The organism is Phyllobacterium trifolii (genome assembly GCF_014192095.1).
Classification (GTDB): Bacteria; Pseudomonadota; Alphaproteobacteria; order Rhizobiales; family Rhizobiaceae; genus Phyllobacterium; species Phyllobacterium trifolii.
Map to the genome: position 1 here is coordinate 191,287 of NZ_JACHXN010000006.1, position 23,759 is coordinate 215,045.

Consider the following 23,759-nt stretch of genomic DNA (forward strand, 5'->3'; position numbering starts at 1 on the left):
CTTATCCTTCGCTACCGGGCCGGACGATACAGCGGAAGCCGAGATGCGAGATCGAGGTATCGACGGGCTGCGACATGCGCGCCGCCGGTCTGTAGCGCCGGCAGTAGTTCGGTGCGCAAAGATGCGAGCCGCCCTTGGTCACCCTTCGCGCGACCTTTATAGAGGGTTGACGCGGATCGAAGCTTTCCTCAAGCGTGCCGCCACGCGGATTGTCCGCTGTACAACAGGGGCTCGTTATCTTGCCGTGCTCACGGTACCAGTCAGTCGTCCATTCCCAGACATTGCCTGCCATATCGTAAAGACCATAGCCATTGGCCGGAAATGACCCCACCGGAGACGTATACTCGTATCCGTCGTCGAGCGTGTTCCGATAAGGAAAATTGCCCTGCCAGGTATTGGCCATGTGCTTGCCGTCCGGGGTAAACTCATCCCCCCAGACATATTCGGCCCCGTCCAGTCCACCGCAGGCGGCGAATTCCCATTCCGCTTCGGTGGGCAATTCCTTGCCCGCCCAGAGGCAATAGGCTTCGACATCCTCATAGGCGACATGGACGACGGGATGATCGGAGAGTTTCTTGATTGTGCTGGCGGGACCCCGCGGGTTGCGCCAATTGGCGCCGCGTACATAGACCCACCAATTGAAATGATTGCTCATGTCGACTGGACACGAGGGTTTCTTGAACATCGTCGAGGACGGCGCCAGCATTTCCGGCAAAGCCCCCGGATAGTCTTCTGGGTTGGCCGGTCTTTCAGCCAGCGTCACATAACCGGTCGCCTCGACAAAACGGGCAAAGTCTAGGTTGGTCACCGTAAACTTGTCCATCCAGAAACCATTGACCCGGACCCTGTGCGCAGGGGCTTCCTCGGGGTAGTGGTTGTCCGAACCCATGCGAAATTCGCCGCCGGGAATCCACACCATGTTGTCGAAAGGAGCGGTCTTGGTTTGGGTTCGTTCCGGTTGGTCGAGCATCATTTCATCTCCGGACGGAGCGCATGAATGCGAGTGCGCCATCTCACGTAGGGTATCGAGACGATAGCACCAATGACAAGATGGTAAAGCACGACCGCCATGACGGCCTTCTCGTCGGGAAAATTCAGGCTAGAGATTGCTAGCGCAACGCCAGGATGCCGCGTTCCCGTAGCGAGCGCGAGGACCGTACGGTCATCCGGATTTGGACCACCAAGGAAGTGACCGAGGGCAACGCCAATAAGCGTGAACAGCACGAGCATGATGACAATTCCGTTTCCGACCAACGCCCAGATGGCATGCGAGGCGATGAACAGGACGGGTACGACTGCGACGATCAAAAGCAACGTTGCAAAACGGGAGATCGGGCGTTCGATGCGGCTTGCAAGGTCAGGCGCAAAGTGGCGGATGATGACGCCCGCTACCAACGGAACGATTATGGAGATCAGCACGACAGAAGCGATAGCGCTTGCGGGTTCGTGCATATCGATGTTGAACGAACTCCCGAGGGGACTGATGGCGAGGGGAACGAGCACAATCGAAACCAGTGCCGTCGCTACCAGCAGGCCGATTGTGTAGGAGGCCGAGCCACCGGCCTTCTCCTGCTTTCCCGGCAGCACCGGCGGAACCGGAGAAATGGCAAGCGTAACAAGCGCGATCTTGATGGCCGGGTGGAGATTGAACAGCAACGACAACAGCACCGCAACCGCGAGCATGAAAATATTCATGGAGAGAATTGAACGGACGAAAAGACTTGGTCTGCGGAACAGATACGTCACGTCATCGAAGGTCGCACGCAACCCAAGTGCGAAGACAATGAGAAACATACTCGCATTGATCGCGAATCCGATGATCTGCGCCAGCGTCATGTCTCTTTCCCTCGCCGATTGACGGGTGGCGGGCGGCTGTCTTGCGAAAGCCGCCCGTGACAATCTCTAATTGAACTTGCCACTGCTTGCTTCGGCCATCTTCGCGAGCGCGTCGTCTATGGTGAAGCTTGCCGCCTTCTGACTGGGCGGGAAATCCTTGAAGGTTGCTGCGAACTTGTCCGCTATCGTGTAGGCGCCAAACAAAATATAAGTGTGATACAGCTGCCACTCATAGTAGCTGTTGGACGTCACATCCGCCCGCTCGTAGGGATCAGTCCTGAGGTTGAATAGCTTCGGCAGCCGCAGCGGCGTAAATGGCTCCGCCCAAATCCGCATCGTGCCCTGACAGCGCTGTTCCATGAACACGACTTTCCAATTGTCGTAGCGGATGCCGAGAACATCGCCGTCGTCACTGAAATAGACGAAGAGCTTGCGTGGACTGCTAGCCTCTTCACCCGTGAGGTACGGTAGCAGATCATACCCGTCGATATGGTTCTTGAATGGCTTGCCGTTGGCGGTATAGCCCTTTTTGAGCTTGTCCATCACGTCGGGATCGCCTGCCATGGCAAGGAAGGTCGGCAACCAATCATGGTGCTGGACGATTTCGTTCGATACCGACCCGGCCTTGATCTTCCCTGGCCAACGCACAAGCATCGGAACACGGAAGGCACCTTCCCAGTTGGAGTTCTTCTCGCTGCGAAATGGCGTCATGCCTCCATCCGGCCACGAGTTCATGTGGGGACCGTTGTCGGTCGAATACATGACGAACGTATCTCCGGCGATACCAAGCTCATCGAGATAGTCGAGCATATCGCCGACGTTCTTGTCGTGATCGATCATCGTATCATGATAGGGAGACTGCCAACGCCCGGCCTGTCCGAGGCTCGATTTTTTCGTGTGCGTAAACAGATGCATGTGCGTGGTGTTGAGCCAGACGAAGAATGGCTTGCCGGCGCTGTTCTGCCGCTTGATGAAATCCTTGGCGGCATCGACGAATTCTTCATCGCAGGTTTCCATACGCTTGGTGGTCAGCGGTCCGGTGTCCTTGATCTTTTGCTTGCCTACCTTGCCCCAGCGCTTTTGCTCCGTCGGGTCGTCCTTATCCTGTGCCCAGGAATGAATTACGCCGCGAGGGCCGATGTTTTCCCGAAAGCCCGGAAAGTCTTTTTCCGGAAAATAGTCGTACATTTCAGGCTCTTCCTCGGCGTTGAGGTGGTACAGATTGCCAAAGAATTCATCGAAACCGTGGACCGTCGGCAGGAACTTGTTGAGATCTCCCAGGTGGTTCTTGCCGAACTGTCCTGTCGCATAACCCTGGTTTTTCAACAGGTCCGCGATCGTCACGATCTCGGGTTGAAGCCCGGCGGTTGCGCCAGGAATGCCCACCTTGGACAGGCCGGTCCGGTAGGCGCTCTGGCCCGTGATGAAGGAAGACCTTCCGGCCGTGCACGACTGTTCGCCATAGCTGTCGGTGAACATCATGCCTTCTTTGGCGAGGCGATCGATATTGGGCGTCTGATATCCCATCAAGCCGCGGCTGTAGCAGCTCAGATTGGAGATGCCGATATCGTCACCCCAAATAACGAGAATATTGGGTTGACCTCCACCCTTCTTTGGTTTGCCGCTCTTTTTATCCTTAGCCAACTTCATAACTCCTCTTTGAACGATTACTCTAGGAATCAGCTGCCCGTTCCGTCCTGAAATGGGCCGATATCAAAGACCATGCTTGCGACAGCGAAGAGACCGATAAGAAGCAGGATTACTGCCGTCACAAGTGTGTACGAAACCGGATAGCGGCTCTCCCCGTGAATGATGCCATCCGCCACCATTTCCTCCCGGGTACGTCGAAGTTCGAGCATGAACTGCGTGTGATAGATGATGCCGATCACAAGCATGCATATGCCGAGAAGGACAAGCGCCAGTCCGAAACTGCGTGGCGCCCCGGCATGAGTGAGTGTGCCGGCATCGCGCAGCTTCTCGAAGAACTGGAATATTGTAAATCCAAAGCCTATCAGTGAGAGGGACGTGCGGATCACCGACATCAAGGTGCGGTCGGCGCTCATGCGGGTTCGCTGGAACGACATTCCAGTACGCCGTGCGGACAAGTCCACCGAAATCGCATCGGACGGGGATTTTGAATTCGCATGTCCATGAAGGTCATTGGCCTTGTTCGTCGCGTACACGTTCGCCACTGGAGTGTCCGTTTGTAAGTACGTAACGGTAACAAAGGCGGGGCCAGAAGAGACGAGGCCATACCTCCACGTCGAACCTGATCAGAATATTTTCCGTCCCTTAGGACCTGTCCCCGCGGTTTTTACCGTAACGTACTCCCGCGGTGAGCATCAATTATGCACTATCGTCGGAAAGAAACCGGGTGTTCTGCACAATTGCCGGTTCGCCTGCCTTTTGGCGGCATATAGCTCGAATGGATTAGTTTACGACGGAAGCGGAGGTTCAGCATCGGCAATGTCAACGGCTTCATCCCAAAGGGGACTCTGGAAATTGATGCTCAAGCTGCCCGCAATGCGCGGGCAGCTGCAGATGCTCAGCACCCGGAATTCAACTTTGGTAAGCCTCTGCGACGCGTTCGACGAAGCAAGTTCAACCCTTGACCGCTTGCGACGAAATGGCTCCTCGGACGACAGACTGTTGGTGGAGTACGAGACCTTGTGTTCCGATATCGAAAACGAAGTTATTGATATTTGCATTGCGGCGCGCAGCAAAATACCTTGACCAATCAATCTGACGTAGCTCTTTGTTTCCTGATTAATCCTATTTAAACTAAGTGTCTCAGTATAATTCCGGTGCAACCTGGGGTATTCACCCTATGGCTTCTTGGCCTGTTCCGTTCAATTCTGTTCCAGGCTGAAGCACGGGGGTCTGCCATGGAAGTTGACGTCAATATCGACGCAACGGAAACCGAAGAGGTCACCGAACAGGAGGCGAAGCAGGAATTGGACAGGCTCTTGTCCGATCCCCAGTTTCACTCGACCGATCGCAACAGGAATTTCCTGCGATTTGTAGCCAGCGAAATGTTCGAGGGTCGTGCTGCTGCGGTGAAGGCCTATACGATCGCGGTCGATGTGTTTGGTCGCCCCTGCAGCTTTGATCCCACCACGGATCCAATTGTCCGCATAGAAGCGACACGGCTTCGCGCCTCTCTTGCCCAATATTATGAGGCTCACGCCGAAGAAGGCAGCGTCCGCATCGAGCTGCCGCGCGGACGCTATATTCCTGTTTTTACCAAGGCCCCACCCCAGACTGAAACTCTCGACGAGTCCGACCTTCTTGATGCACCCGAAATCGGGAGTACAAATTCCGGCTGGAAGAGCAGGGTCTTCGATCGACGGCTCGTTCTTGCAGGACTTGTAGCGGCCGCTTGCGGTTTCCTGTGGTTTCTTTCTGGAAAGGGTCCTGTTTATTCGGAAAAGCCAAATGTTGCCATCGAGATGAAGTTGGCCGGTGACCAGACGGACATCGAGGCTGGACTGATCCATGATTACCTGATGACGGCCCTGTCGCAGTATCAGACGCTCAAGCTTGCGGCAGGAGACATGGCGTCGGAAACGGGCGGGATCCGATCGGCAGCCGGGTCCCTGTTCGGTTCCCAAAGTCGAATGGATACTCGCTATCATGTGATCCTCAAATATCACCCTGACGACCACGTCCGTGCGGTGTGGTGGCAGGTTGTCAATCCCGCGGCTGGAGAAGCCCTGCGTTCTGGAGTCGAGCGCGTCGAGGTCGACAGGCCGGGTATCGACGTTCGCTACGAACTGATTACGGACCTCGCAAACCGGTTCGCCGGCACACGCGGCGTCATCAACAGCCTGGAGTTGACGCGTGAACTGAGGTCGCCGACGTTTGGCAATGGCTGCGTCCTGCGGTCTGCCGTGGCTCTCGAACAGCTCGATACCGGCCTGTTACAAGAGGTGCAAACTTGCCTCGGTACATCGCTGCTGGACGCACCGAACAATCCAGACATCAACGCCGAACTCGCAATCGTCAATCTTGAGCTGGACGCGCCTGAAGCGCCGACCGAATTGACTGTGCAGGCACTGACGCTGGCAAATAGAGCCGTTTCACTCGCCCCTATGTCCGACCGCGCCGGATATGCTCAAATGCTGGCACAATTCCGCAATGGTCAGACGGAAGCGGCGTTCGTGTCCGGATATCGTGCAATGGGGCTCAATCCCGGCAATGGCCTCATCCCGGCCCGGCTAGGAGCTATGCTATTCGCCGTAGGCCGATGGGCGGAAGGTGCGGGAATGGCAGTCAAAGCCGGGATGGTCGATGGCGCCGCGCCCAGCGATGCCGGGCTCACGCTTGCGCTTGATGCTTACCGGCGCGGAGAGTTTGCGGAAGCGCTGCTTCGCGTGCAGCAGATGGGCAGATCGGAAAACTATATTGCCAACATTCTCGAACTTGCGGCAGCGGGCCAGATGAAGAATGCCGCAGATATAAACGAAGCAGCAAAACGTCTCAACGCCAAGCGCAAGCACTTCCCCGCATCGTTCCGTTCCGATATGGCGGCCCGCCACTATTCGCGGGAGATCGTCGACCAGCTTGGAGCCGGTTTGACGAAGGCAGGTTTTGTCCTGCCTGCTCCGGTGGCTGACGCATCCAACTAAAAGTAGCGTCTCTTGGCTACGAAACCTGGAGGGTTCACTTCCAAGGTTCGATTTTCGTTACCTTGCTGTTGTCGGCGTTCATGGTCAGACTGTATTGCGCGAACGTCGTTTTATCATCGCAGGTCACCTGCACGATCGTGGCGCCGCCAGCAGATCGAGCCTTGTCGATCCTAGCATCGGTGATCCTGTCGCACCAGAACCCCGCATTGCGGATGGCGCGGGCCGTTTGCCGCTGGAGCATGCGCGATTGCAGCGGCTCGGCTGCGGTAATCTCGGAGGCGCAGAGCAGGAACAAAAGAGCTGGCAGTATGCGTTTCATGCGGTAAGCCTGTTTCAGTATTTTTGCCGGAATCGGCGCGAGAAACGCCTTCAGGCAACAAAGATGCGTCGAGGCCGGATTTCTTGCAACGATGTTACTGTAACATCGTTGCTGCCGGCGCTATTTTGGACCAGCATCGCCAAGGGCACGGGGTTGCCTCCCTTCCCCTTGCCCCGCCCGGGCGGGACCGGCGATTGACGAATTCGCTCTCCCTTGCACCCACCGCGAAGTCGGGCAGTTACGGACACGCTCGGGCCCCCATATAGTCGATGGAACTGTGGACTTTCGCTGCCGGAGCAGGAGTTTTGCGAGAATGCCCAAGTTGTCTCTTGTTCGCGCGCTTTTCCGGCTCGTCGCGCTAATCTCCTGTATTCTGGCAGTGGAAGCTCACTCAGCAGAAAAGAGCCTAGTTCACCAACATCTGCTCGACCTTGATGGCATGATGCAGCGGCGGATTGTGCGGGTTCTCGTCCCATACAGCAAGACGATCTACTTCATCGACAAAGGCAAGCAATATGGTACAGCCGTCGAGTTTGGCACGGCGCTGGAAAAAATGCCAATGCCGTAAGCGTCGGAGCCAAGGGAGGCTAGATAGACCTGCTCTAAAGCAGCAACAGACGCTTCAGAATCGGAGCCAGCTCCTTCATCGGCAGCTGCGTCAGACCGATCGCCAAGAATGGGAGCAGGGCAGCGGCGGAGACGGGCACAAGCGTCGATCGCGTCACCAGCATCGGTGAGAGCTTTTTCGCTGCATCGTAGAGCTTGCCTGGATCCTGTATATCATCGCCTTTGATGGTTTTTTCGCCATCGCCGATAACGTTCTTGCCAAGCGTGTTACGCTCGGATTGCCGCTGATAGTCGGTTGCCCGTGCGGATGCTGCGAGTAAAGTCTGTCGCTTAAGCTTTCCGAGCACACGGGCAAAGCCGATCAGCGGTATGCCGAAATAGGCGAATATAACGGCGAGCCAAAGACCCATAATGGATCCAAATGCGGTTGCTGTAACTGTCCCGTGCAAGACTGGTGTGTCAAAGTGCCAGCGACGACGCTACTTACCGCGACGGTGAACAGAATATAGCCATTGGGATAACGGCCGACGAAACTCAGACCGGCATGGCTGTCCGGATGCGTTGCCACAAGCCTTGTCCGGAGCCTTGAAAAATCGCGCAGCAATAGCGCCCACACGATGTGCCGCAATACCGCACGCAAGAGCAGAAACCAGAAAAGCGTGTTGCTGATGATGATAGACCACCATGCCGCAAGACTGAGGGATCGTCCCTCATTGTTGATTGTCATAGCCCAGGACGAGAATATCAACGCGCGCGGCAGGGGCTTGAGATGGGTTCCGTCGAGCAGATTTGTTTTCAGCTGCAAGTTGTAAAACGGCCCTCCGCGAAACACGAGGAAGGCCGGATCGTTGTCCTGGTCGATCGCCATTGTCCGCCTAGTAGCTGAGCTCGGGCGTGGGTGACTTGCTGTTCAGGGTCTCGTTCACCCTGTCGGATTTAGGGCGTCTATATTCGATCTTATTGCCCTCGAGCACGGTGAGCGGCGCGGTCACGGTCGTCGCTGCAACTTTGCCCACGGTACCGACGCTTCCGGCCACGACCGCCGTCACGCCGTCAGCGAAGGAAACGTCTGAATCGGTAAGCGTCTGTCCCGTCACGAGCCGCTGTCCGATGAGCTGGACGATCTCCGGACTCTCGGCGAATTTGCCGTGGCGCAGTCCGTCATCGGTTTTGACCTTGGTCAGATCCACGACGGTTATTCCGGCAGCTTCCAGCTTGGTCTTGTAAGGCTCCGCCGCCGGATTGATCGCACCAAGACGATCGACATCGCCCGAGATCAACCGCGACACCTTCAAGGCCCTGTCGTCCTGTGACACGAAGATGGTGATTTTCGGCTTGTCCTTGCCAAGCTCGTTCCATTGTCTTGCGAAGACATCGACATCGATATCGGGCGAAGCAAGAATCACATTCTTTATCTTGGGCTGCACCCGGCCGTCGCGTATTGCCATCTGCCGCAGCGATTCCATGGCGAGCCATGTTCCCATCGAGTGAGCCATGACCGTGATTTCCTTGACGTCCTTGTCCTTGGCAAGCGTTTGCAGTCCCTGTTCCAACGCAGTACGCGAGAAGTTGGTGCTCTCCTTGTCGTAATTATAGTCGAAGACGCGTGCCCTCGAGGGCCAGGTGAACAGGATTGGCGTTACCTGCGCCTTGGAATCGTGGATGATCTGGGCGAAGCGGAAAACCGAATCTTCGTAGCGGTTGTTGAAACCATGGACAAAGACCATCGCATGCCCATTAACGACATGCTGGCGGAACCAGGCGCGTCCCTCTTCGGGGGAATGCAGTTGCTGCACTTTTGTCACGGCAAAGTCCGTTTCCGGATTCGGCGGTACCTTTTTCGGCCACTGGACTGTTCCCGCTTTGCGCTTGGCATCGGAAGGGATCGATACGGTGATATCCGTCAAATAAGGCGTCGGGCTGCGCTCCCCTGTAAACAACGTCGCCGGATCGTGCGAGGGGACGCGGCTGGTAACGACGAGCATGTCGACCGTTGAACCACCCGTTGCACCCGTCACGGCCACCGGAGCCATTACGCCTTTGGCATGCCCGGCGCAACCAGCCAATGCGAGCGTCAGCAAGAGCCCAAGCACCGGCAGTGCGGCCAGGCGACTGCGGGATGGCCGCGGCAGCTGAGCTGCTTCGGAGGTATGGTTCATGTCGATGCTTTCACTCGAGAAAATTGCGGCGGGTGAGTGGTGGTAGTGCTTGGCCATTTTGCGCGAAACCATCGTCAAGCCTCGATCAACCGGTTTCTTATGGCATATCGAACAAGGGCCGCGGTGGATTTGGCATCCAGTTTCCGCATTGCAGCCGCACGGTGGCTTTCGACGGTCTTCTCGCTGAGGCCAAGCACCGCTGCCGTCTCCTTGTTGCTATGGCCCTCGGCAATCAGTTTGACCACTGCTGTTTCGCGCGAGGTGAGAATACTCGACGTAGCATCGGATTTAGCGAGATAGGATGACACGAGCATGTCAGACACCGTCTTGGTAAAGAACGGCTGGCGGTGCTCCAATGCTTCCACTGCCTGGATGAGATATTGCGTGGCATCGGATTTCAGCAAATAGCCGCGTACGCCCGCTTCAAGAATGTTGCGCAGCAGAGCTTCATTGTCGTGCTGGGTAAATATCAGGACCTCGGTCTTCGGACTGTGCAGCCGGATTTGTCGCGCCGCTTCCACACCATTGATGAACGGCAAGGCGTAGTCGAGAATTGCGATTTCCGGTTCGGTCAGTCGTGCCTGTCCGACAGCGTCCCGCCCGTCGGCTGCTTCGCCGACGATTTCCCAGCGATCCCGCTTCGACAGGATCGCTTTCACGCCTTGCCGGACGATCTCATGGTCATCCGCGATCAGAATTCGTGTCATACCACCCCACGCGTCCAAATGGACCCTTTAAGTTCTACACCGGAAACGCTCTTCCGGCAAAAATTAACAGTTACGTACTTACGATAATGCAGTCGATGCTTGCTAATGCCGATCATATCATGTGGGAGCGTGGCAGATGAGGCAACGATTAACGAGGCTCGGTCAATTTGCGGGATTGGTCCTGTCAGTTTGGATGACGTTTCCCGCGACTTCAATTGCAGCCGATCTGGTTGTCGCCATGCCGAATTGGCCGTCGGGCCAGGTTACCGCGAACATCATCAAAACAACTCTCGAAGTGAATATGCATAAGAGCGTCGACGTCGAGGAGATGGGGACGATGACCGCTTTCGCCGGGCTTGCTTCCGGTGAGGTCGATGTCCATCCGGAGGTCTGGCTGCCGAACCTCAATTCGCTGGTGGAGAAATACGGCGATAAAGTCCAGCTCGCGGATTTCGGCGTTCCCGCCTGGCAGGGCATTTGCACGACCAAGCAGACAGTCGACAAGACGGGCATCCATGCGATCGCCGATCTTCTCGATCCGAAAAAGACCGCAGCCTTCGACACGGACGGCGATGGCCAGGGAGAGATGTGGATTGGCGCCGAGACGTGGTCATCCACAGTCATCGAACGTATTCGGGCCAACAGTTATGGTTATGCCAAGACAATGCGGCTTCTCGAAATGCCGGAAGAAATGGGCATGGCGGCGGTCGATGCGGCCGAGGCGACAGATAAGCCGATCATATTTGCGTGCTACAGCCCCCATGTCGTCTTCAAGCTGCATGACATCGTCAAGCTTGATGAGCCCGCCCACGACGCGTCCAAGTGGCATGTAATCCTGCCTGCGGACGATCCTGATTGGCTGGCCAAATCGAATGCACCCGTCGCCTGGGATGCCGCGCGCTTCCACATCGCCTATTCGAAGGCATTGGCTACGAAGAGTCCGGAAGTGACCAAGTTCCTTGAAAACATCGATTTCACGCCCGACGAAATCACCGAGATGAGCTATGCGGTCGAAGTCGACCGGCAGCCGCCAGCCGACTACGCCAAGGCATGGGTCGGAAAACATGCGGACCGGGTGCAAAAATGGTTGAAGGGGACGGCGAAATGAAAAGAAGTTCCGCATCGTTTCTTGGCATGAAATCGGCTGCTTTTCTGGCTGTAGCAGGATTACTCGTCGGCGGTATCGCGGCGGGATTGGCGCAGGTTCCGAAGACGCAGATTTACGATACGAAGACCCGGACCTGGATCGCCTATGACAGCAAGAAAGCCCGCAAATATTACGCGGCGAACGGTCAGGTGCCCGAGGCATTTCGCAAGCAGGTAGTTCCGTTCCGGACCGCTGAAAAACCGGGAACCATCATCATCGATGGCAACCAGCATTTCCTTTATCTCGTCAAAGGTGGTGGTCAAGCCGTCCGATATGGAATCGGCGTCGGCCGCGACGGTTTCGGATGGGCGGGTATAGTGCGCGTCGGGCGCATAGCCGAATGGCCAACCTGGACGCCGCCAGCCGAGATGGTGGCACGTGACCCGAATGCCGTGAAGTTTGCAGGGGGAATGCCCGGCGGTCCCGACAATCCGCTCGGAGCACGCGCGCTTTATCTCTATGAGGGTGATCAGGACACGATCTATCGCATCCACGGCACGCCCGAGCCCTGGTCTATCGGGCTCAATGTGTCGTCGGGCTGCATCAGAATGAACAATGAAGACATTGTCGATCTGGCTTCACAGATCCAGGTCGGAGCGAAAGTGATCGTGCTCATGCAGGGCGCATCACTCTACAAAGGTGTTTGAGTAGCAAAGTCAGGGGGAAAACGATGCTTTGCAAATCAGGTCGAGGACATTTGAAAAATATCAACTTCATTATGGTTGCGAGTGGTATATTGGCGCTGGCAGGATGTGTGTCGGACAACAGCCCCACACCCGAAAACATGGCAAGAAACACGGCGCAGACGGCACCAGCCGATTTGCAACTGGCCTGCGCCAGCGCTTCGGCGACAAAGTTTGGCGGCGATAGCGCGACGGTCCTTCCCGTGAGTTCGGCGGCGGTGGATGGCGGTAAATATCAGATCATCCTCGACTCCAAGGGCCAGCGTTCGACTTGCCTGATCGACTCCACCGGAGCCGTCCTGTCTGTGGAGAAGGTTTGATGCCCTAACGAACCGACTGCAAGCAATTACCCGGGTGCCGCACGTCGTCAGAACGTGGAATTTGAGGAGAGCCGCTATGTCATTGCACCAAAAAACGATTGCCGTGGTCGCTTCGGCAGCGCTGCTGATGTGCGGGCCGGGCATGCAGGCTTGGACGCAGACGCAGCCTGCGCCCGCCGCAACAGCGCCGGCCGCACCCGTGGCACCGGCGCCTGCACTGCTGACTGCGGCAGAGCTGCAAACGCTGACCGCGCGCATCGCGCTCTATCCCGACGACCTTGTGGCCCTTGTGCTTTCGGCCGCGCTCAACCCTCTTCAGATCGTCCAGGCGGCGCGGTTTCAGGATCAGGCGAAAGCAAAGCCTGATGCGAAACCCGATCCATCATGGGACGGAAGCGTGATATCGCTTCTCAACTATCCAACAGTTCTGACGATGATGAACGACGATCTCGAATGGACGCAGCAACTGGGCGAGGCGGTCGTCAGTCAGCAGAAAGACGTGCTTGTGGCGATACAGGAACTCCGCGACAAGGCAGTGGACAATGGTACAATCAAGTCAAATGACAAGGTTGTCGTAGAGACAAACGACGATGACAACGTCATCATCCGTCCTGCCAAAAAGGAAGTGACGTACGTTCCGACCTATGATCCCGTCATCTTGACCAGCCCGACCTATGTTGCGACGGCCCCGATCGTTTATGGCGATCCTTATCCTTCGTACTATTACCCCTACGCGCCTTATTGGAGTGGATTTGTCACCGGAGCAGTTTTCGGCGCTGCAATCGACTGGGATAATTGGCACTCATGGGGAGGGGACGATGTCGACATCAACATCGACGATATCAATCGCAACGATTTCAATTTTGACAGGAACAATATCAACAACCTCAATTTCGACAGCAGCAAATTCAATTTCGACCAGGATTCCATCACGAACAATATTCGCGAGAACAGGGGAAACCGGCTCGATCTAAGGGAAAACGGCGGGCAGCTCGGCAACCTTGGCGGACTCGCGGGAGCCGCAGGTGCCGGACTCGCGGGGGCTGCAATCGGATCGAGAATCCAGAGCAGCGATGTACGCCGCGATGTGCAGAACCAACTGAGGCAAAGGGATGGCGGCAATTTCGCCGGCAATCGCCCTGGTCAAGGTGCAAATCGTCCGGCCAATCGCGATATCGGGCAAGGTGCAGGCGCGGGTAACCGTAACATCGGACAAGGCGCAGGGGCTAACCGCCCGAATCGAGACAGGCCCAATGCAAGCCGCCCCGACCGCCCTCGGCAACAGCCGGCAGGCGGACGCGTCGATAACCGTCCGAGGCAGCCAAGCTCCCTCGGCAATTATGGCTCTGGTCGGGATGCTCGCGCCTCCTCGCAGCGCGGCAATGCCAGCCTGGGTGGCGGCGGTGGACGTCCCAGAGCCCAGGCTGGTGGTGGTGCCAGAGTCCAGGGTGGCGGACAGCGCGCCAGGGGCGGTGGCGGCCCCAGGGTGCAACGCGGCGGCGGCGGCAGAGGCGGCGGAGGTCGAGGTGGCGGAGGCCGTGGCCGTCGCTGACCTGTCGAAGCCATCACCATTCCTTTTGAAGGGATTACGAAAATGTATCGCTCGATTTTGAAATTACTCGTCGCTTCCGCATTCCTTTCGATGGCGGCAACGTCCCCTTTGATTGCGGCGGAGCCTTCGCTTCAACGCTTCGTTGGCGCAAAGTCGGAAACTTTCAAGGAACCGGGGGAGGCACTTGATGCTCTGAAGAAGGATCTCGGTGCCAAGGATGTCGACGCTTTGGCCAAGGTTCTTGGCCTGAATGCCGAAGCGGCCAAGAAATCAGATGACTTCGACGATCGTTTGACCGACCTCCAGAAGGCCTCCACGGAACGCGCCGAACTGAAAGACCGGAAAGATGGCAGCAAGGAAGTCATTCTCGGAAATCTTGCCTGGCCATTTCCGTTTCCCTTGGTCAAGCAGGATGCCGGCTGGCAGTTCGATACGAACAAGGGGCTCGAGGAGATTCTGGCGCGGCGGATCGGCGAGAACGAAACCGCGGCCATCCAGACGTGCCGTAGCTACATCGCCGCGCAGACTGCCTACGCGCAGGAGGATCACGATGGTGATGGCGTGCTCGAATTTGCTCAGAAGCTCATCAGTGAAGAAGGAAAGCACGACGGGCTCTACTGGAAATCGGACGGCGGCGAGGAAAGTCCTGCCGGGAGTTTCGGAGATGATGCCAAGATCGAAGCCAGCGCGAAGTCAGACCGCGGCTATTTCGGCTATCGCTACCGGATACTCAAAGGCCAGGGCAGCAACATTGCCGGCGGCAAGTATGATTTTGTCATCAATGGCAACATGATCGCCGGACATGCCTTGATCGCCTGGCCGGCAATATATGGCGAAACCGGAATCAAGACTTTCGTCGTCAGTCATCATGGGACCATTTACGAAAAGGATCTCGGACCGGCTACCGACAAGATGGTTAAAGAGATAAGGTCATTCAATCCGGATCAAACATGGGATTCGGTTGACGACTGATCGCGACGTTCAAAAGGGGGACAGCGATGAAACTTTTTAATACTTTGGCATCGGCGCTTGCGGCTGGCTTGCTGTTTGCAAGCCCGGTCTCTGCGGCCGACATTACTTCGCCGATGGCGCCGGAACTCAAGCAAATCGAAAAGGACGGTTGGACCTTTGCGGTTAGCCCCTATTTCTGGGCGGCGGGCATGTCCGGCGATACGGGTCTGTTCGGCCTGCCGACAGTGCACATGGACATGAAATTTGGCGACATCCTCAAAGAGCTCGATTTTGCCGCCATGGCCATTGGCGAGGCGCGCTATGATCGCTACAGCATTTTCACCGATATCATGTATACGAAGATCTCCAGTGGCCGGGGCACGCCGCGAGGGATTATCGCGGACAATGTCAGCGTGACCTCCGAAACCTTTGCCGGGCTCGTCGGCGCCGGGTATTCCGTGCTGCAGAGCGAAAGAGGCAACCTCGATCTTGTCGCCGGGTTGAGGGTCTGGAATGCCAGCACCGAGATTGCGTTTAGCGGCGGCATTCTCGATGGTGTGAAACGTGAAGACAGCGCGACCTGGGTCGATGGCCTCGGCGGCATTCGTGCCAAATATTCGATCACCGACAAGGTCTATTTTACCGGCTGGGGTCTTGTTGGCGGCGGTGGTGCCGATGTCGACTGGGATGTTGCCGGTGGCATTGGCTACAGTTTCAACGAAAAGGTTTCAGCCGTAGCCGGCTACCGGGCGCTTGGCGTCGACTATAGCAATGACGGTTTTGTCATGAATGTCGTCGAGCAGGGACCGATCTTCGGCGTCGTTTTGCATTTCTGACAGCCAAGCCAGCCCGCCCCGCGCGGGCGGCAAGGCTCGAACATCACATGTCGCACTTCTTGTAGGTGACATACATATTATCGCCGAAGGGGTCGAACCTCTGAAACGTGTTCGCGTCGACGATCTTGAACGTCTGGGTCATATCGCTTTCGATCATTGAATCGGTGCAGGACAACGTCGCCGACAGCCGGTCTTTCTGTTTCTTCACGCTCTTTGTCGTGCACACGGCGTTTGGCCCTGTGACCTTGCTGCCGCTGATCAGCAATCCCGTTGAAGTCGAAGCCGTCCGGTCCTTGAACTCGACCGTCTTGCCGACCTTCTTGAATGTGTCCTCGCACTTGGTTCCGTTCATGGTCCATGCGCCCTGCAGATCCTTGATCGTTGCCGCCGTGACGCTCGTTGTCAGGCAGAGACCGAGGACACCGCCCGCCAATATGACTTTACTGAATTTGCTTTTCATCGAGTTTGCTCCGGGATCCGTTTCACCTCGACAACGATAGATGTTCGTCCCGGCGCTGGGAATGCAGCGGCGGCAAATATACGGCTACGATACGGTAAATGCGCCTCGTGTCTTAGGGAACTGCAAGCAAAAGCACGAAGGCGATAAAGACGACCAGATGCACCATGCCGGTCAGCACAGTAGTGCGTCCCGTTCCGAAACTGTGGATGCTGATCGAAAGGATCAGCGCCAGAAGTACCGTATCGCCCGACGAAAGGCCGAGCGTGAGTTCTCGCCCAGTGATAAGGCTTGCCATGCCGACTGCTGGAATGGTCAGCCCGATTGTCGCCAGGGCCGAACCGAGCGCAATGTTAAGGCTGCGCTGCAATTCATTGTTAAGCGCGGCACGAATGGCGGCCAAACCTTCAGGCAGAAGGACCAGTGTCGCGATAAATGCGCCGACGATGGAATCGCTCTGCGCGACGTTCAGTGCAGCGAGACCATCCTCGATGCCGACGGCGACCTGTTCCGCGAGCAGGACAATGCCAACCAGTCCTATCACCAGGAAAAGCGCGTTGGCGTAGAGCGCTCGCCTGGATGTATTTCCCGCATGAACACCGGTATAAGCGGCGCTTTCGTCAAGAAAATCTTCGCGCTGACGCACCGTCTGTGCGAACACGAAACTCGCATAAAGCAGTACCGAACAGAAGCTGACGAAGATGAGCTGGACAGGGGAAAAGCTGCCCGGATCCGTCGAAAGTGTGTAGTTGGGCAGAACGAGCGTCAGTACCGTCAAGGCGGTCAGAACCGAAAGGATCGCACTTGTTCCCTGCCGTTTCAGATCCTGCTGGCGATGTTGCCACGCGCCAAGCGTAAGACACAGACCGACGACACCTGCGCAGACGATCATCACCGTTGAGAAGACGGACTCGCGCGCCAGTGTCGGGTTGTTTGCGCCATGCAGCATCATCGAGACGATGATCGAAACCTCAACCGTCGTGACGGCGAAGGTAAGCAGCAGCGTTCCGTAGGGCTGGCCAAGACGGAATGCCAGAGCTTCCGCATGCTCAAGGACGACGAATACGGTGACGAGCAAAATGGCGAGAGTGATAAGCGAAACGAGAACTGTTACCCATGCATGTCCAGGGCCTCCCGGAACACCAAAGAGCTGCACAGCAATGGCAAGCGCCAGCGCTCCGAGCGGTACCACATATGACGAAGCCGGTAGGTGATGGGAGATCATGGGCGCGAATCCCGGGGTGAAAGAGTTGCCATACTACCGCTCCAGGTTTCGCCCAACCACAAACCTATCGGGCTAGCCCCTTCATACATGAAAGGCTCTAAAATCGCATTCAGTAAGGCAGACCGACATAGTTTTCCGCCAGCACCGTAGAGGCGGCGCGGGAATGCGTGAGATAGTCGAGTTCGGTCTCCTGAATCTTCTGGTCGAATTCCCCCGTGTCCGGAAAACGATGCATCATTGTTGTCATCCACCAGGAAAAACGCACCGCTTTCCAGACGCGTGAAAGCGCCCGCGCCGAATAGGCGTTGATGCCGCTATCCGAACTATCGCGATAATATTCGGCAAGTCCGGAGAAAAGATAATGGACGTCACTTGCCGCCAGATTAAGCCCCTTGGCTCCCGTCGGGGGCACAATATGCGCCGCATCGCCGACGAGGAAGAGGCGCCCGAAGCGCATGGGTTCCGCAACGAAGGAGCGCAGAGGCGCGATCGACTTTTCGAACGAAGGTCCAGTTATCACCGCGTCCGCATGGTGGGGAGGCAGGCGGCGCCGCAGCTCGTCCCAGAAGCGATCGTCGCTCCAGTCCTCGATCTTCTGGTCGAGTGCACATTGAACATAGTAGCGGCTGCGGGTTGCGGAGCGCATGGAGCATAGCGCAAAGCCGCGCGGATGATTGGCATAGATCAGTTCGTGATTGACCGGCGGCACATCGGCAAGGATGCCGAGCCAACCGAAGGGATAGACTTTCTCAAAAATGCGCAGCGACCTCTCCGGGATGGATTTGCGGCTGACACCATGAAAACCATCGCACCCGGCAATGAAATCGCAGTCGATACGATGGGTGATGCCATCTTTTTCATAAGTGACATAGGGCGAATTGCCATCGAAATCATGCGGCTGAACGTTGCTTGCATCATAAATGCTCTCGCCGCCGCTCTTTTCGCGCCGTTCCATCAGGTCGCGGGTGAGCTCCGTCTGGCCGTAGACCATGACGCGCTTGCCGCCGGTAAGGCCAGTCAGGTCGATGCGATGATCGCGTCCGTCGAAGACAAGAGAAAAGCCGTCATGCGGTAACCCCTCGACGTGCATCCTCGTCCCGGATTTCGCCCTGTCGATCAGTTCGACTGTGCCTTCCTCGAGAACTCCCGCGCGGACGCGGCCGAGGATATATTCCTTGCCGACGCGGTCGAGGACTATGTTGCTGATACCAGCATCGCTCAAGAGCTGTCCAAGCAGCAGGCCGGACGGTCCCGAGCCGATGATGACGATCTGGGTACGCATGATCCCCCCGCATTTTTGGCTCAAGTCTGTACCGGCGAGGCTCACACAGCAAGGGAGATTTCGTGAATTAAGTTTGCACAATAGACGTGCGTGGTTCGACGGGGCTCACCATGAGGGAGGTGAATTGATTGCAGGGAGTCGAGATGTTCCTCGTTGGTGCTATACTCTTGGGTGGGCCGAATATCACTGCAACCCACAATTCTCCCTCATGGTGAGCTTGTCGAACCACGCACAGCAGCATTGCAAACAACCGGAAGCCTTAGCCTTTCACCGCACCTGCCGTCATGGAACCGCTGATTTGTCGGTACATGATGATGCCAATGAGCATCGGCGGCAACGCGCCGACGATCATGACGGCCGATGCCGCGCCCCATTGAATGCCGCCGCCGCTCGCCGCAAAGAAGAAAGAAGCGCCGACTGTCATCGGAACAGCCCTGTTTGACGTCAGCATCAGTCCGAACAGGAATTCGTTCCACGCTGTGATGAACCCGAATATGAAGACTGTGGCGAGCGCGGGGCGGCAGACCGGCAACATCATCCCCTTCATGATTCCCCATTTGCTCATACCGTCCAGCTTTGCCGCCTCGTCGATCTCGATGGGAACTTCCGCAATCGCGTTGACGAATACGATCAACGAAAGCGGCAAATTGACTATGGTCAGGATCAGTCCGAGGCCAAGCTGTGTATCGAGCAGACCGGCAAACTGGAACATCATGTAGAGTGGGATCGCAAAGATGATGAGCGGCACTGCTCGCAGATTGACGATCAGCGGCATCAGGACCTTGCGGCCATATTTGCCGCGCGCAATGGCATAGGCTGCCGGAAAAGTAAGGATCATGGCGAGCACCGTGCCGATCAGGGACGCCGCCAGGCTGTTGAAGAGATAGGCAAAAATGTTCAACCGGTCGCTCACCTGCAAAACCGTCGCATAGTTTTCGAGGGTAGGGCTCGAAATCCAGAATCCGGGATTGACCGATATTTCCTTGCCGCTCTTGAAAGAGGTTAGCAAGGTGACGACAACTGGAAAATTCAGGGCAAGAGCGGCCACGGCATAGACGATCCAGCGCGCGAGTTTGATCATGACGCAGCGCCTTTCCCGCGGCGCGATAGCCATGTCAGCGCGTACAAACCAACGAACGATGCCAGGAACAGGATGACGGAAGCGGCGATTGCCTTGCCGATGGCGCCTTGCTTGAAGAAGGCCTCGTAGATGTAGATCGGCAGCGATGTGGTCGAGCCGCCGGGACCACTGCCGGTCAACGTATAGACATTGTCGAACACGCGAAATCCGTCGATAAACCGGATGAAAAAAGTGAAGATGAGCGTTGGCCGCATCAGGGGCAATTCAATCGCGGTAAGGATTTGGCGAGCGGAAGCACCGTCGATGGCCGAGGCTTCGCGCACGTCGTTCGGAATGGTCCGATAGGCGGTATAGAAGAGCAGCAGCGCGAAGGGTGTCCACTGCAATGTCTCGACGACGACAAGGGTCCAGAAGGCATTTTCCGCATTGAGGAATGACGGGCTATCGCCAAACCATAAATACAAATAGTACGGAACAGGGCCGACGAACTCGTGCAGCACGAGCCGGTACATCAGCCCGATCATCGCCGGCGCAACCATCAACGGCAACATCAGCGGCGCCATGAGCCATGAGCGCTTCTCGATCAGAGGCGACAGGAACACGGCAAGCCCGAGACCGAGCACACATTCCAGAACTGCCGTGATCACGCCGAAGCGCAGCGAAAACCAGCTGGCCCTCCAGAATTGTGCATCGCCGAGCACCTCGCCGTAGTTTCCGAAACCGACGATTTCCGGGCTGCGCAAATTTGTGAAACTGACGCGGGAAAGGCTGTAGACGAGATCGATCAGGATCGGAAATCCGAGAAACAACAGGAGAAAGCCGACCAGCGGGCTCGCAAAAACTCTCCAGCCTTTGTGGTCCAAATCGACCATGTTTTTCCTTTGCAAATGGTCTGGAACAAGATGCGTTCTTTATCTCCCGCCTTTGTGGGGGAGAAAGCGATTTCAGCATCTTAGCTCTTGCTAAGTGCTAGAAATCGCAAGAGAGGGGATGCTGATGCTCTCCAAATCCCCTCACTTGGCTTTTCTAAGGATTTAGCAAAGAGGCTAAATCCAAGAAAATCCTTTCTCTCCCACAAGGGGAGAGATAAATCGGCGGGAGGCTTAAGGCTTCAGCAGTTTCTCCATCCCAGCCTTCGTGTTTGCAAGCGCTTCGTCCAGCGTTTCCTGCCCCGACCAGTAGCCGGTGAATTCCTTCGCCTGCAGTTCGTAAACCGGGAAGGCATTGGCCGATGTAGCGCCGGTCATGACATAGCCATAGGCGCCGGCGTATTGACCGAGCGTAACGAGATCCGGCCGCTCCTTGGCAATCTTTGCCGCAACATCGGGCAGGAGCGCAGGCGAACCGCCGCTGCGCGCATAAAGCAGGGCAGCGTCCTCGGTCGCCAGCCATTGCAGGAACTTGGCGGCACCTGGCTTGTTCTTGGCGTTCTTGTTGATGCCGAGCCCGAGGCCATGGATGTGGTCAGCGCGGCCTGCCGAACCAGCTGGGGGCGCAACGATACCGACATTCTCGGCAACCGCTGGAGATTTGGCGGGATCGGTGAGTTCGCCGGCTGCAGCATTCCACTGCAACGCCGTCGCCACCTGACCGGAACCGAACGCGGCATTCGTTTCAGCATATTCATAGGACAGCGAATCCTTCGGCGAGGCACCCGCATCATAGAGCTTCTTGTAAAGTTCCAGCGCCGTCCGGTAGGCCGGAGAGTCGATGGTGATATTACCCGAAGCATCCATCCAGTCGCCGCCATTGGCACGGGCCACGGATTGCCACACCATGATGTTGAAGAGGAGGTTCTTCATCTGCAGCACCGTGCCGTAGCGAACCGGGCTTTCGGGATTTACGGACTTTGCGAAATAGAGTGCGGTCGCCGCCCAGTCATCCCACGTCCAGCTGTCGGGCGCTTTCGGCTCCAGGGGCTTGCCGAAATATTTCTCGCTGATCTCGGCATATTTGGTCTTGGCTGCCGGGTCGGCGAGCAGGGCGTCGATGAGGTCCTTGCGATAATACATGAAATGCAAGGAGAGATCGGTTGGGACACCATATTGCTTGCCATCGAACTGCATGGTTTTCAGCACTGACTCGCCAAATACCTTGGCCGCATCCGGGCCAAGGTCGACCGGCTCCATGTAGGAGGCGTAGCGGCCGATGGAATATGTCGCGAGAAGATTGATGTCGAAGGCGCTCGACCCCGCCGCCATGTCAGCCTGCAGTTTGTCGTAGAAGCCATCGCGGCTATAGAAAAGCAGTTCGACTTTATCCGCGTCGGCAACGCCGCTTTGCGCGTTGTAAGCTTCAGCAACGGCGCGCAACGCGGTTTCTTCCGAACCGCCCGGCCAGCCCAGAACGGTAACCGCGGCGTTGGCGGCACCAAGGGATGCGGTAATCAGTGCGAGAGCCGATAAAGTGATTTTTGTAAATTTAAGCATGTTCTAGCCTCCAATAATTGAGTTGGATTGTGCAATGGCAAGGTCGGCCGCCCCGATTACCCCCGCGTGCCGGCCGAGACCGGCACTCACAAGGGTTGGACGCAGCGATATTTTGGGAAATGTAAATGCGCCCCGAACCTGATCGATATAGCCTTCTGCAAGCCCGATCCCGCCGCCAATGACGATGCATTTCGGATCAAGCGCCAGCTGTATGTTCTGGCAGAGTATAGCGAGTCTGCGGGCGGAAATTGCGATAATATGCGATGCCCATGGCGCGCCGGACCTCGCTGCAGCGAAGATGACAGGCGCTTCCAGCTCATAGCCCGCCTTGCAGGCTTCCGCATGCATCCAGTGGCCGGAAATGCTGTCTTCGAGCGGTCGGTGCGAGCATTCGAAGTAGCCCTGAAACAACCCGAAATGACCGGCGGTTCCTTGCAACAGCCGGCCGTTAATGACGATCCCGCCGCCAATGCCGGTCGAGATCGTGAGGAACACCATGTCTTTCTGTGCGCCGGCGCCAAACCGGTGCTCGCCCCAGGCCGCACATTGCGCATCGTTGACTGCAATTGCATCAACGCCGAACGTACCGCGCAACCTGTCAATGAGCGGATAGTCTTGCGGCAGATTGAGCGTTGCCGGATTGAGCGCTTGCCAATTTCCGTCGACGACAATCCCTGTAACGGCGGCAGCAACCCGCCCATAGGAGCCGCGCCAGTTGGACACCTTGGTGGCGATAGCGTCGATCCAGCCATCGGGACCGAGATTGTGGTCGGTAGCAAATTGGACCTCCTCGATGACTTTGCCTTCTTTCACCAGACACGCCATCGTCTTGGTCCCGCCGATATCGATCGCAAGCACGGCTTGGTTGGCTCTGCGTGCAAACCCGGCATCGATTGCCTGCTTGAACCACGAGGTGACATGCTCGGTGCGGGTGATGGCGGAGCCGACGACAATGCCGAACGCGCCCCGGCGGAGTGCCTCCGCCGCCTGCTCGGGAGTCCTGATGCGGCCCTCCGCAATCACATAAGGGGTCAGTTTCCGCAGCCCGGCGATCAGCTCGAAATCTGGCGCATCGGGGACCGGTCCGCCGGTATAGCCGGACAGCGTCGACCCGACACAATCGGCACCTGCAGCCAGCGCGGCGCGACCATCCTCGACCGACGAACAGTCCGCCATCGCCAAAGCGCCTTTGGCGTGAATGGCCGCAATGATGTCCGCAACGGTATCGCGCCGCGGGCGCGATGTTGCGTCGAATGCGACAATCTGTGCGCCGGCATCGATTAGCGCCACCGCGTCGGCCACGCCGGGCGTGATGCGGACGGGCGACGTTTCGAGATCTTTTTTAACGATGCCGATGATCGGCGCGTCCGTCTTCTGACGGACCGCTCGCACATATTCCACGGATTCGATCCTGAGTGCGTTTGCACCTCCCGAGATCGCCGCCAAGGCAAACGCCGTGACCATGTCGGCACGATCCATCGGGCCGTCCGGAACCGGCTGGCAGGAGACGATAAGGCTGCGTTCGAGATCCCCGATTTTCACTTCAAAATCCTCGCTTATGGCGAGAACGATATCCAGTT

At 57.0% G+C, this 23,759-nt stretch carries 25 protein-coding genes; 9 read left to right on the plus strand and 16 right to left on the minus strand.

Annotation, left to right across the window (positions count from 1 at the left end; all coding sequences use genetic code 11):
• Position 1: 1 nt before the first annotated feature.
• The 4 genes from FHS21_RS11455 to FHS21_RS11470 all read right to left on the minus strand — a co-directional run bounded on the left by FHS21_RS11455 (position 2) and on the right by FHS21_RS11470 (position 4,028).
• On the minus strand, positions 2 to 973 hold the full coding sequence (locus FHS21_RS11455; RefSeq protein ID WP_246410981.1) for a formylglycine-generating enzyme family protein: 972 nt from the start codon (positions 971 to 973) through the stop codon (positions 2 to 4).
• Positions 970 to 1,836 (minus strand): bile acid:sodium symporter family protein, encoded by an 867-nt coding sequence (locus tag FHS21_RS11460; protein WP_183661938.1) that lies wholly within the window; start codon positions 1,834 to 1,836, stop codon positions 970 to 972. The genes FHS21_RS11455 and FHS21_RS11460 overlap by 4 nt, the downstream gene beginning before the upstream one ends.
• Positions 1,837 to 1,902: 66 nt before the next feature.
• Complete coding sequence (locus FHS21_RS11465) at positions 1,903 to 3,486, minus strand: arylsulfatase (protein ID WP_112528977.1); 1,584 nt, start codon at positions 3,484 to 3,486, stop codon at positions 1,903 to 1,905.
• A gap of 29 nt (positions 3,487 to 3,515) precedes the next feature.
• Positions 3,516 to 4,028 (minus strand): YidH family protein, encoded by a 513-nt coding sequence (locus tag FHS21_RS11470; protein WP_312879864.1) that lies wholly within the window; start codon positions 4,026 to 4,028, stop codon positions 3,516 to 3,518.
• Between the two features lie 310 nt (positions 4,029 to 4,338).
• Here FHS21_RS11470 and FHS21_RS11475 point away from each other — a divergent pair, with 310 nt between their 5' ends.
• Both FHS21_RS11475 and FHS21_RS11480 read left to right on the plus strand, forming a co-directional pair.
• Positions 4,339 to 4,569: a hypothetical protein gene (locus tag FHS21_RS11475; protein WP_376772095.1), complete on the plus strand. Its 231-nt coding sequence runs from the start codon at positions 4,339 to 4,341 to the stop codon at positions 4,567 to 4,569.
• A 152-nt stretch (positions 4,570 to 4,721) separates the two neighbouring features.
• Positions 4,722 to 6,464 (plus strand): tetratricopeptide repeat protein, encoded by a 1,743-nt coding sequence (locus FHS21_RS11480; protein WP_112528981.1) that lies wholly within the window; start codon positions 4,722 to 4,724, stop codon positions 6,462 to 6,464.
• A gap of 34 nt (positions 6,465 to 6,498) precedes the next feature.
• Here the strand turns inward: FHS21_RS11480 and FHS21_RS11485 are convergent, their stop codons facing one another.
• The gene (locus tag FHS21_RS11485) at positions 6,499 to 6,783 is read right to left on the minus strand and encodes a hypothetical protein (protein WP_112528983.1); all 285 of its coding nucleotides are present in this window, start codon (positions 6,781 to 6,783) and stop codon (positions 6,499 to 6,501) included.
• A 313-nt stretch (positions 6,784 to 7,096) separates the two neighbouring features.
• Here FHS21_RS11485 and FHS21_RS11490 point away from each other — a divergent pair, with 313 nt between their 5' ends.
• Positions 7,097 to 7,351 (plus strand): hypothetical protein, encoded by a 255-nt coding sequence (locus FHS21_RS11490; RefSeq protein ID WP_112528985.1) that lies wholly within the window; start codon positions 7,097 to 7,099, stop codon positions 7,349 to 7,351.
• 34 nt (positions 7,352 to 7,385) lie between these two features.
• Here FHS21_RS11490 and FHS21_RS11495 read toward each other — a convergent pair whose 3' ends face one another.
• The 4 genes from FHS21_RS11495 to FHS21_RS11510 all read right to left on the minus strand — a co-directional run bounded on the left by FHS21_RS11495 (position 7,386) and on the right by FHS21_RS11510 (position 10,216).
• Complete coding sequence (locus FHS21_RS11495) at positions 7,386 to 7,760, minus strand: hypothetical protein (protein WP_112528987.1); 375 nt, start codon at positions 7,758 to 7,760, stop codon at positions 7,386 to 7,388.
• Positions 7,712 to 8,218, minus strand: coding sequence for a hypothetical protein (locus tag FHS21_RS11500; RefSeq protein ID WP_112528989.1), 507 nt, complete (start codon positions 8,216 to 8,218; stop codon positions 7,712 to 7,714). Before FHS21_RS11500 ends, FHS21_RS11495 begins: the two co-directional genes overlap by 49 nt.
• 7 nt (positions 8,219 to 8,225) lie before the next feature.
• Entirely contained in the window at positions 8,226 to 9,509 is a 1,284-nt protein-coding gene (locus FHS21_RS11505; protein ID WP_112529151.1) for an alpha/beta hydrolase, read from the minus strand.
• 74 nt (positions 9,510 to 9,583) lie between these two features.
• Positions 9,584 to 10,216 (minus strand): response regulator, encoded by a 633-nt coding sequence (locus FHS21_RS11510; RefSeq protein WP_112529153.1) that lies wholly within the window; start codon positions 10,214 to 10,216, stop codon positions 9,584 to 9,586.
• Positions 10,217 to 10,352: 136 nt separating this feature from the next.
• Here FHS21_RS11510 and FHS21_RS11515 point away from each other — a divergent pair, with 136 nt between their 5' ends.
• From FHS21_RS11515 to FHS21_RS11540, 6 genes are all read left to right on the plus strand, one after another.
• A complete protein-coding gene (locus FHS21_RS11515) occupies positions 10,353 to 11,324 on the plus strand; it encodes an ABC transporter substrate-binding protein (RefSeq protein ID WP_246410983.1) in 972 nt (323 codons plus the stop codon).
• Positions 11,321 to 12,010, plus strand: coding sequence for a L,D-transpeptidase (locus FHS21_RS11520; RefSeq protein WP_112528993.1), 690 nt, complete (start codon positions 11,321 to 11,323; stop codon positions 12,008 to 12,010). Before FHS21_RS11515 ends, FHS21_RS11520 begins: the two co-directional genes overlap by 4 nt.
• A gap of 50 nt (positions 12,011 to 12,060) precedes the next feature.
• Positions 12,061 to 12,366, plus strand: a complete 306-nt coding sequence (locus FHS21_RS11525) for a hypothetical protein (RefSeq protein WP_246410984.1) — start codon at positions 12,061 to 12,063, stop codon at positions 12,364 to 12,366.
• Between the two features lie 76 nt (positions 12,367 to 12,442).
• Positions 12,443 to 13,918, plus strand: a complete 1,476-nt coding sequence (locus FHS21_RS11530) for a DUF3300 domain-containing protein (protein WP_112528995.1) — start codon at positions 12,443 to 12,445, stop codon at positions 13,916 to 13,918.
• A gap of 42 nt (positions 13,919 to 13,960) precedes the next feature.
• The gene (locus FHS21_RS11535; protein WP_183661941.1) at positions 13,961 to 14,890 is read left to right on the plus strand and encodes a DUF2950 domain-containing protein; all 930 of its coding nucleotides are present in this window, start codon (positions 13,961 to 13,963) and stop codon (positions 14,888 to 14,890) included.
• A gap of 26 nt (positions 14,891 to 14,916) precedes the next feature.
• Entirely contained in the window at positions 14,917 to 15,705 is a 789-nt protein-coding gene (locus FHS21_RS11540; protein WP_112528999.1) for a DUF481 domain-containing protein, read from the plus strand.
• Between the two features lie 43 nt (positions 15,706 to 15,748).
• On the opposite strand, the gene FHS21_RS11545 is transcribed toward FHS21_RS11540, so the two are convergent.
• The 7 genes from FHS21_RS11545 to FHS21_RS11575 all read right to left on the minus strand — a co-directional run bounded on the left by FHS21_RS11545 (position 15,749) and on the right by FHS21_RS11575 (position 23,721).
• A complete protein-coding gene (locus FHS21_RS11545) occupies positions 15,749 to 16,165 on the minus strand; it encodes a hypothetical protein (RefSeq protein ID WP_112529001.1) in 417 nt (138 codons plus the stop codon).
• 112 nt (positions 16,166 to 16,277) lie between these two features.
• Complete coding sequence (locus FHS21_RS11550; RefSeq protein WP_112529003.1) at positions 16,278 to 17,387, minus strand: calcium:cation antiporter; 1,110 nt, start codon at positions 17,385 to 17,387, stop codon at positions 16,278 to 16,280.
• A 109-nt stretch (positions 17,388 to 17,496) separates the two neighbouring features.
• Entirely contained in the window at positions 17,497 to 18,669 is a 1,173-nt protein-coding gene (gene pobA / locus FHS21_RS11555; RefSeq protein ID WP_112529005.1) for a 4-hydroxybenzoate 3-monooxygenase, read from the minus strand.
• Between the two features lie 259 nt (positions 18,670 to 18,928).
• Positions 18,929 to 19,750: a carbohydrate ABC transporter permease gene (locus FHS21_RS11560; protein ID WP_112529007.1), complete on the minus strand. Its 822-nt coding sequence runs from the start codon at positions 19,748 to 19,750 to the stop codon at positions 18,929 to 18,931.
• Complete coding sequence (locus FHS21_RS11565) at positions 19,747 to 20,622, minus strand: carbohydrate ABC transporter permease (protein WP_112529009.1); 876 nt, start codon at positions 20,620 to 20,622, stop codon at positions 19,747 to 19,749. The genes FHS21_RS11560 and FHS21_RS11565 overlap by 4 nt, the downstream gene beginning before the upstream one ends.
• 231 nt (positions 20,623 to 20,853) lie before the next feature.
• Positions 20,854 to 22,179 carry an ABC transporter substrate-binding protein gene (locus FHS21_RS11570; protein WP_183661943.1) on the minus strand — a complete coding sequence of 442 codons (1,326 nt, stop codon included), beginning with the start codon at positions 22,177 to 22,179 and terminating at the stop codon, positions 20,854 to 20,856.
• 3 nt (positions 22,180 to 22,182) lie between these two features.
• Positions 22,183 to 23,721 carry a putative N-acetylmannosamine-6-phosphate 2-epimerase gene (locus FHS21_RS11575; RefSeq protein ID WP_112529013.1) on the minus strand — a complete coding sequence of 513 codons (1,539 nt, stop codon included), beginning with the start codon at positions 23,719 to 23,721 and terminating at the stop codon, positions 22,183 to 22,185.
• Between the last annotated feature and the right edge of the window lie 38 nt (positions 23,722 to 23,759).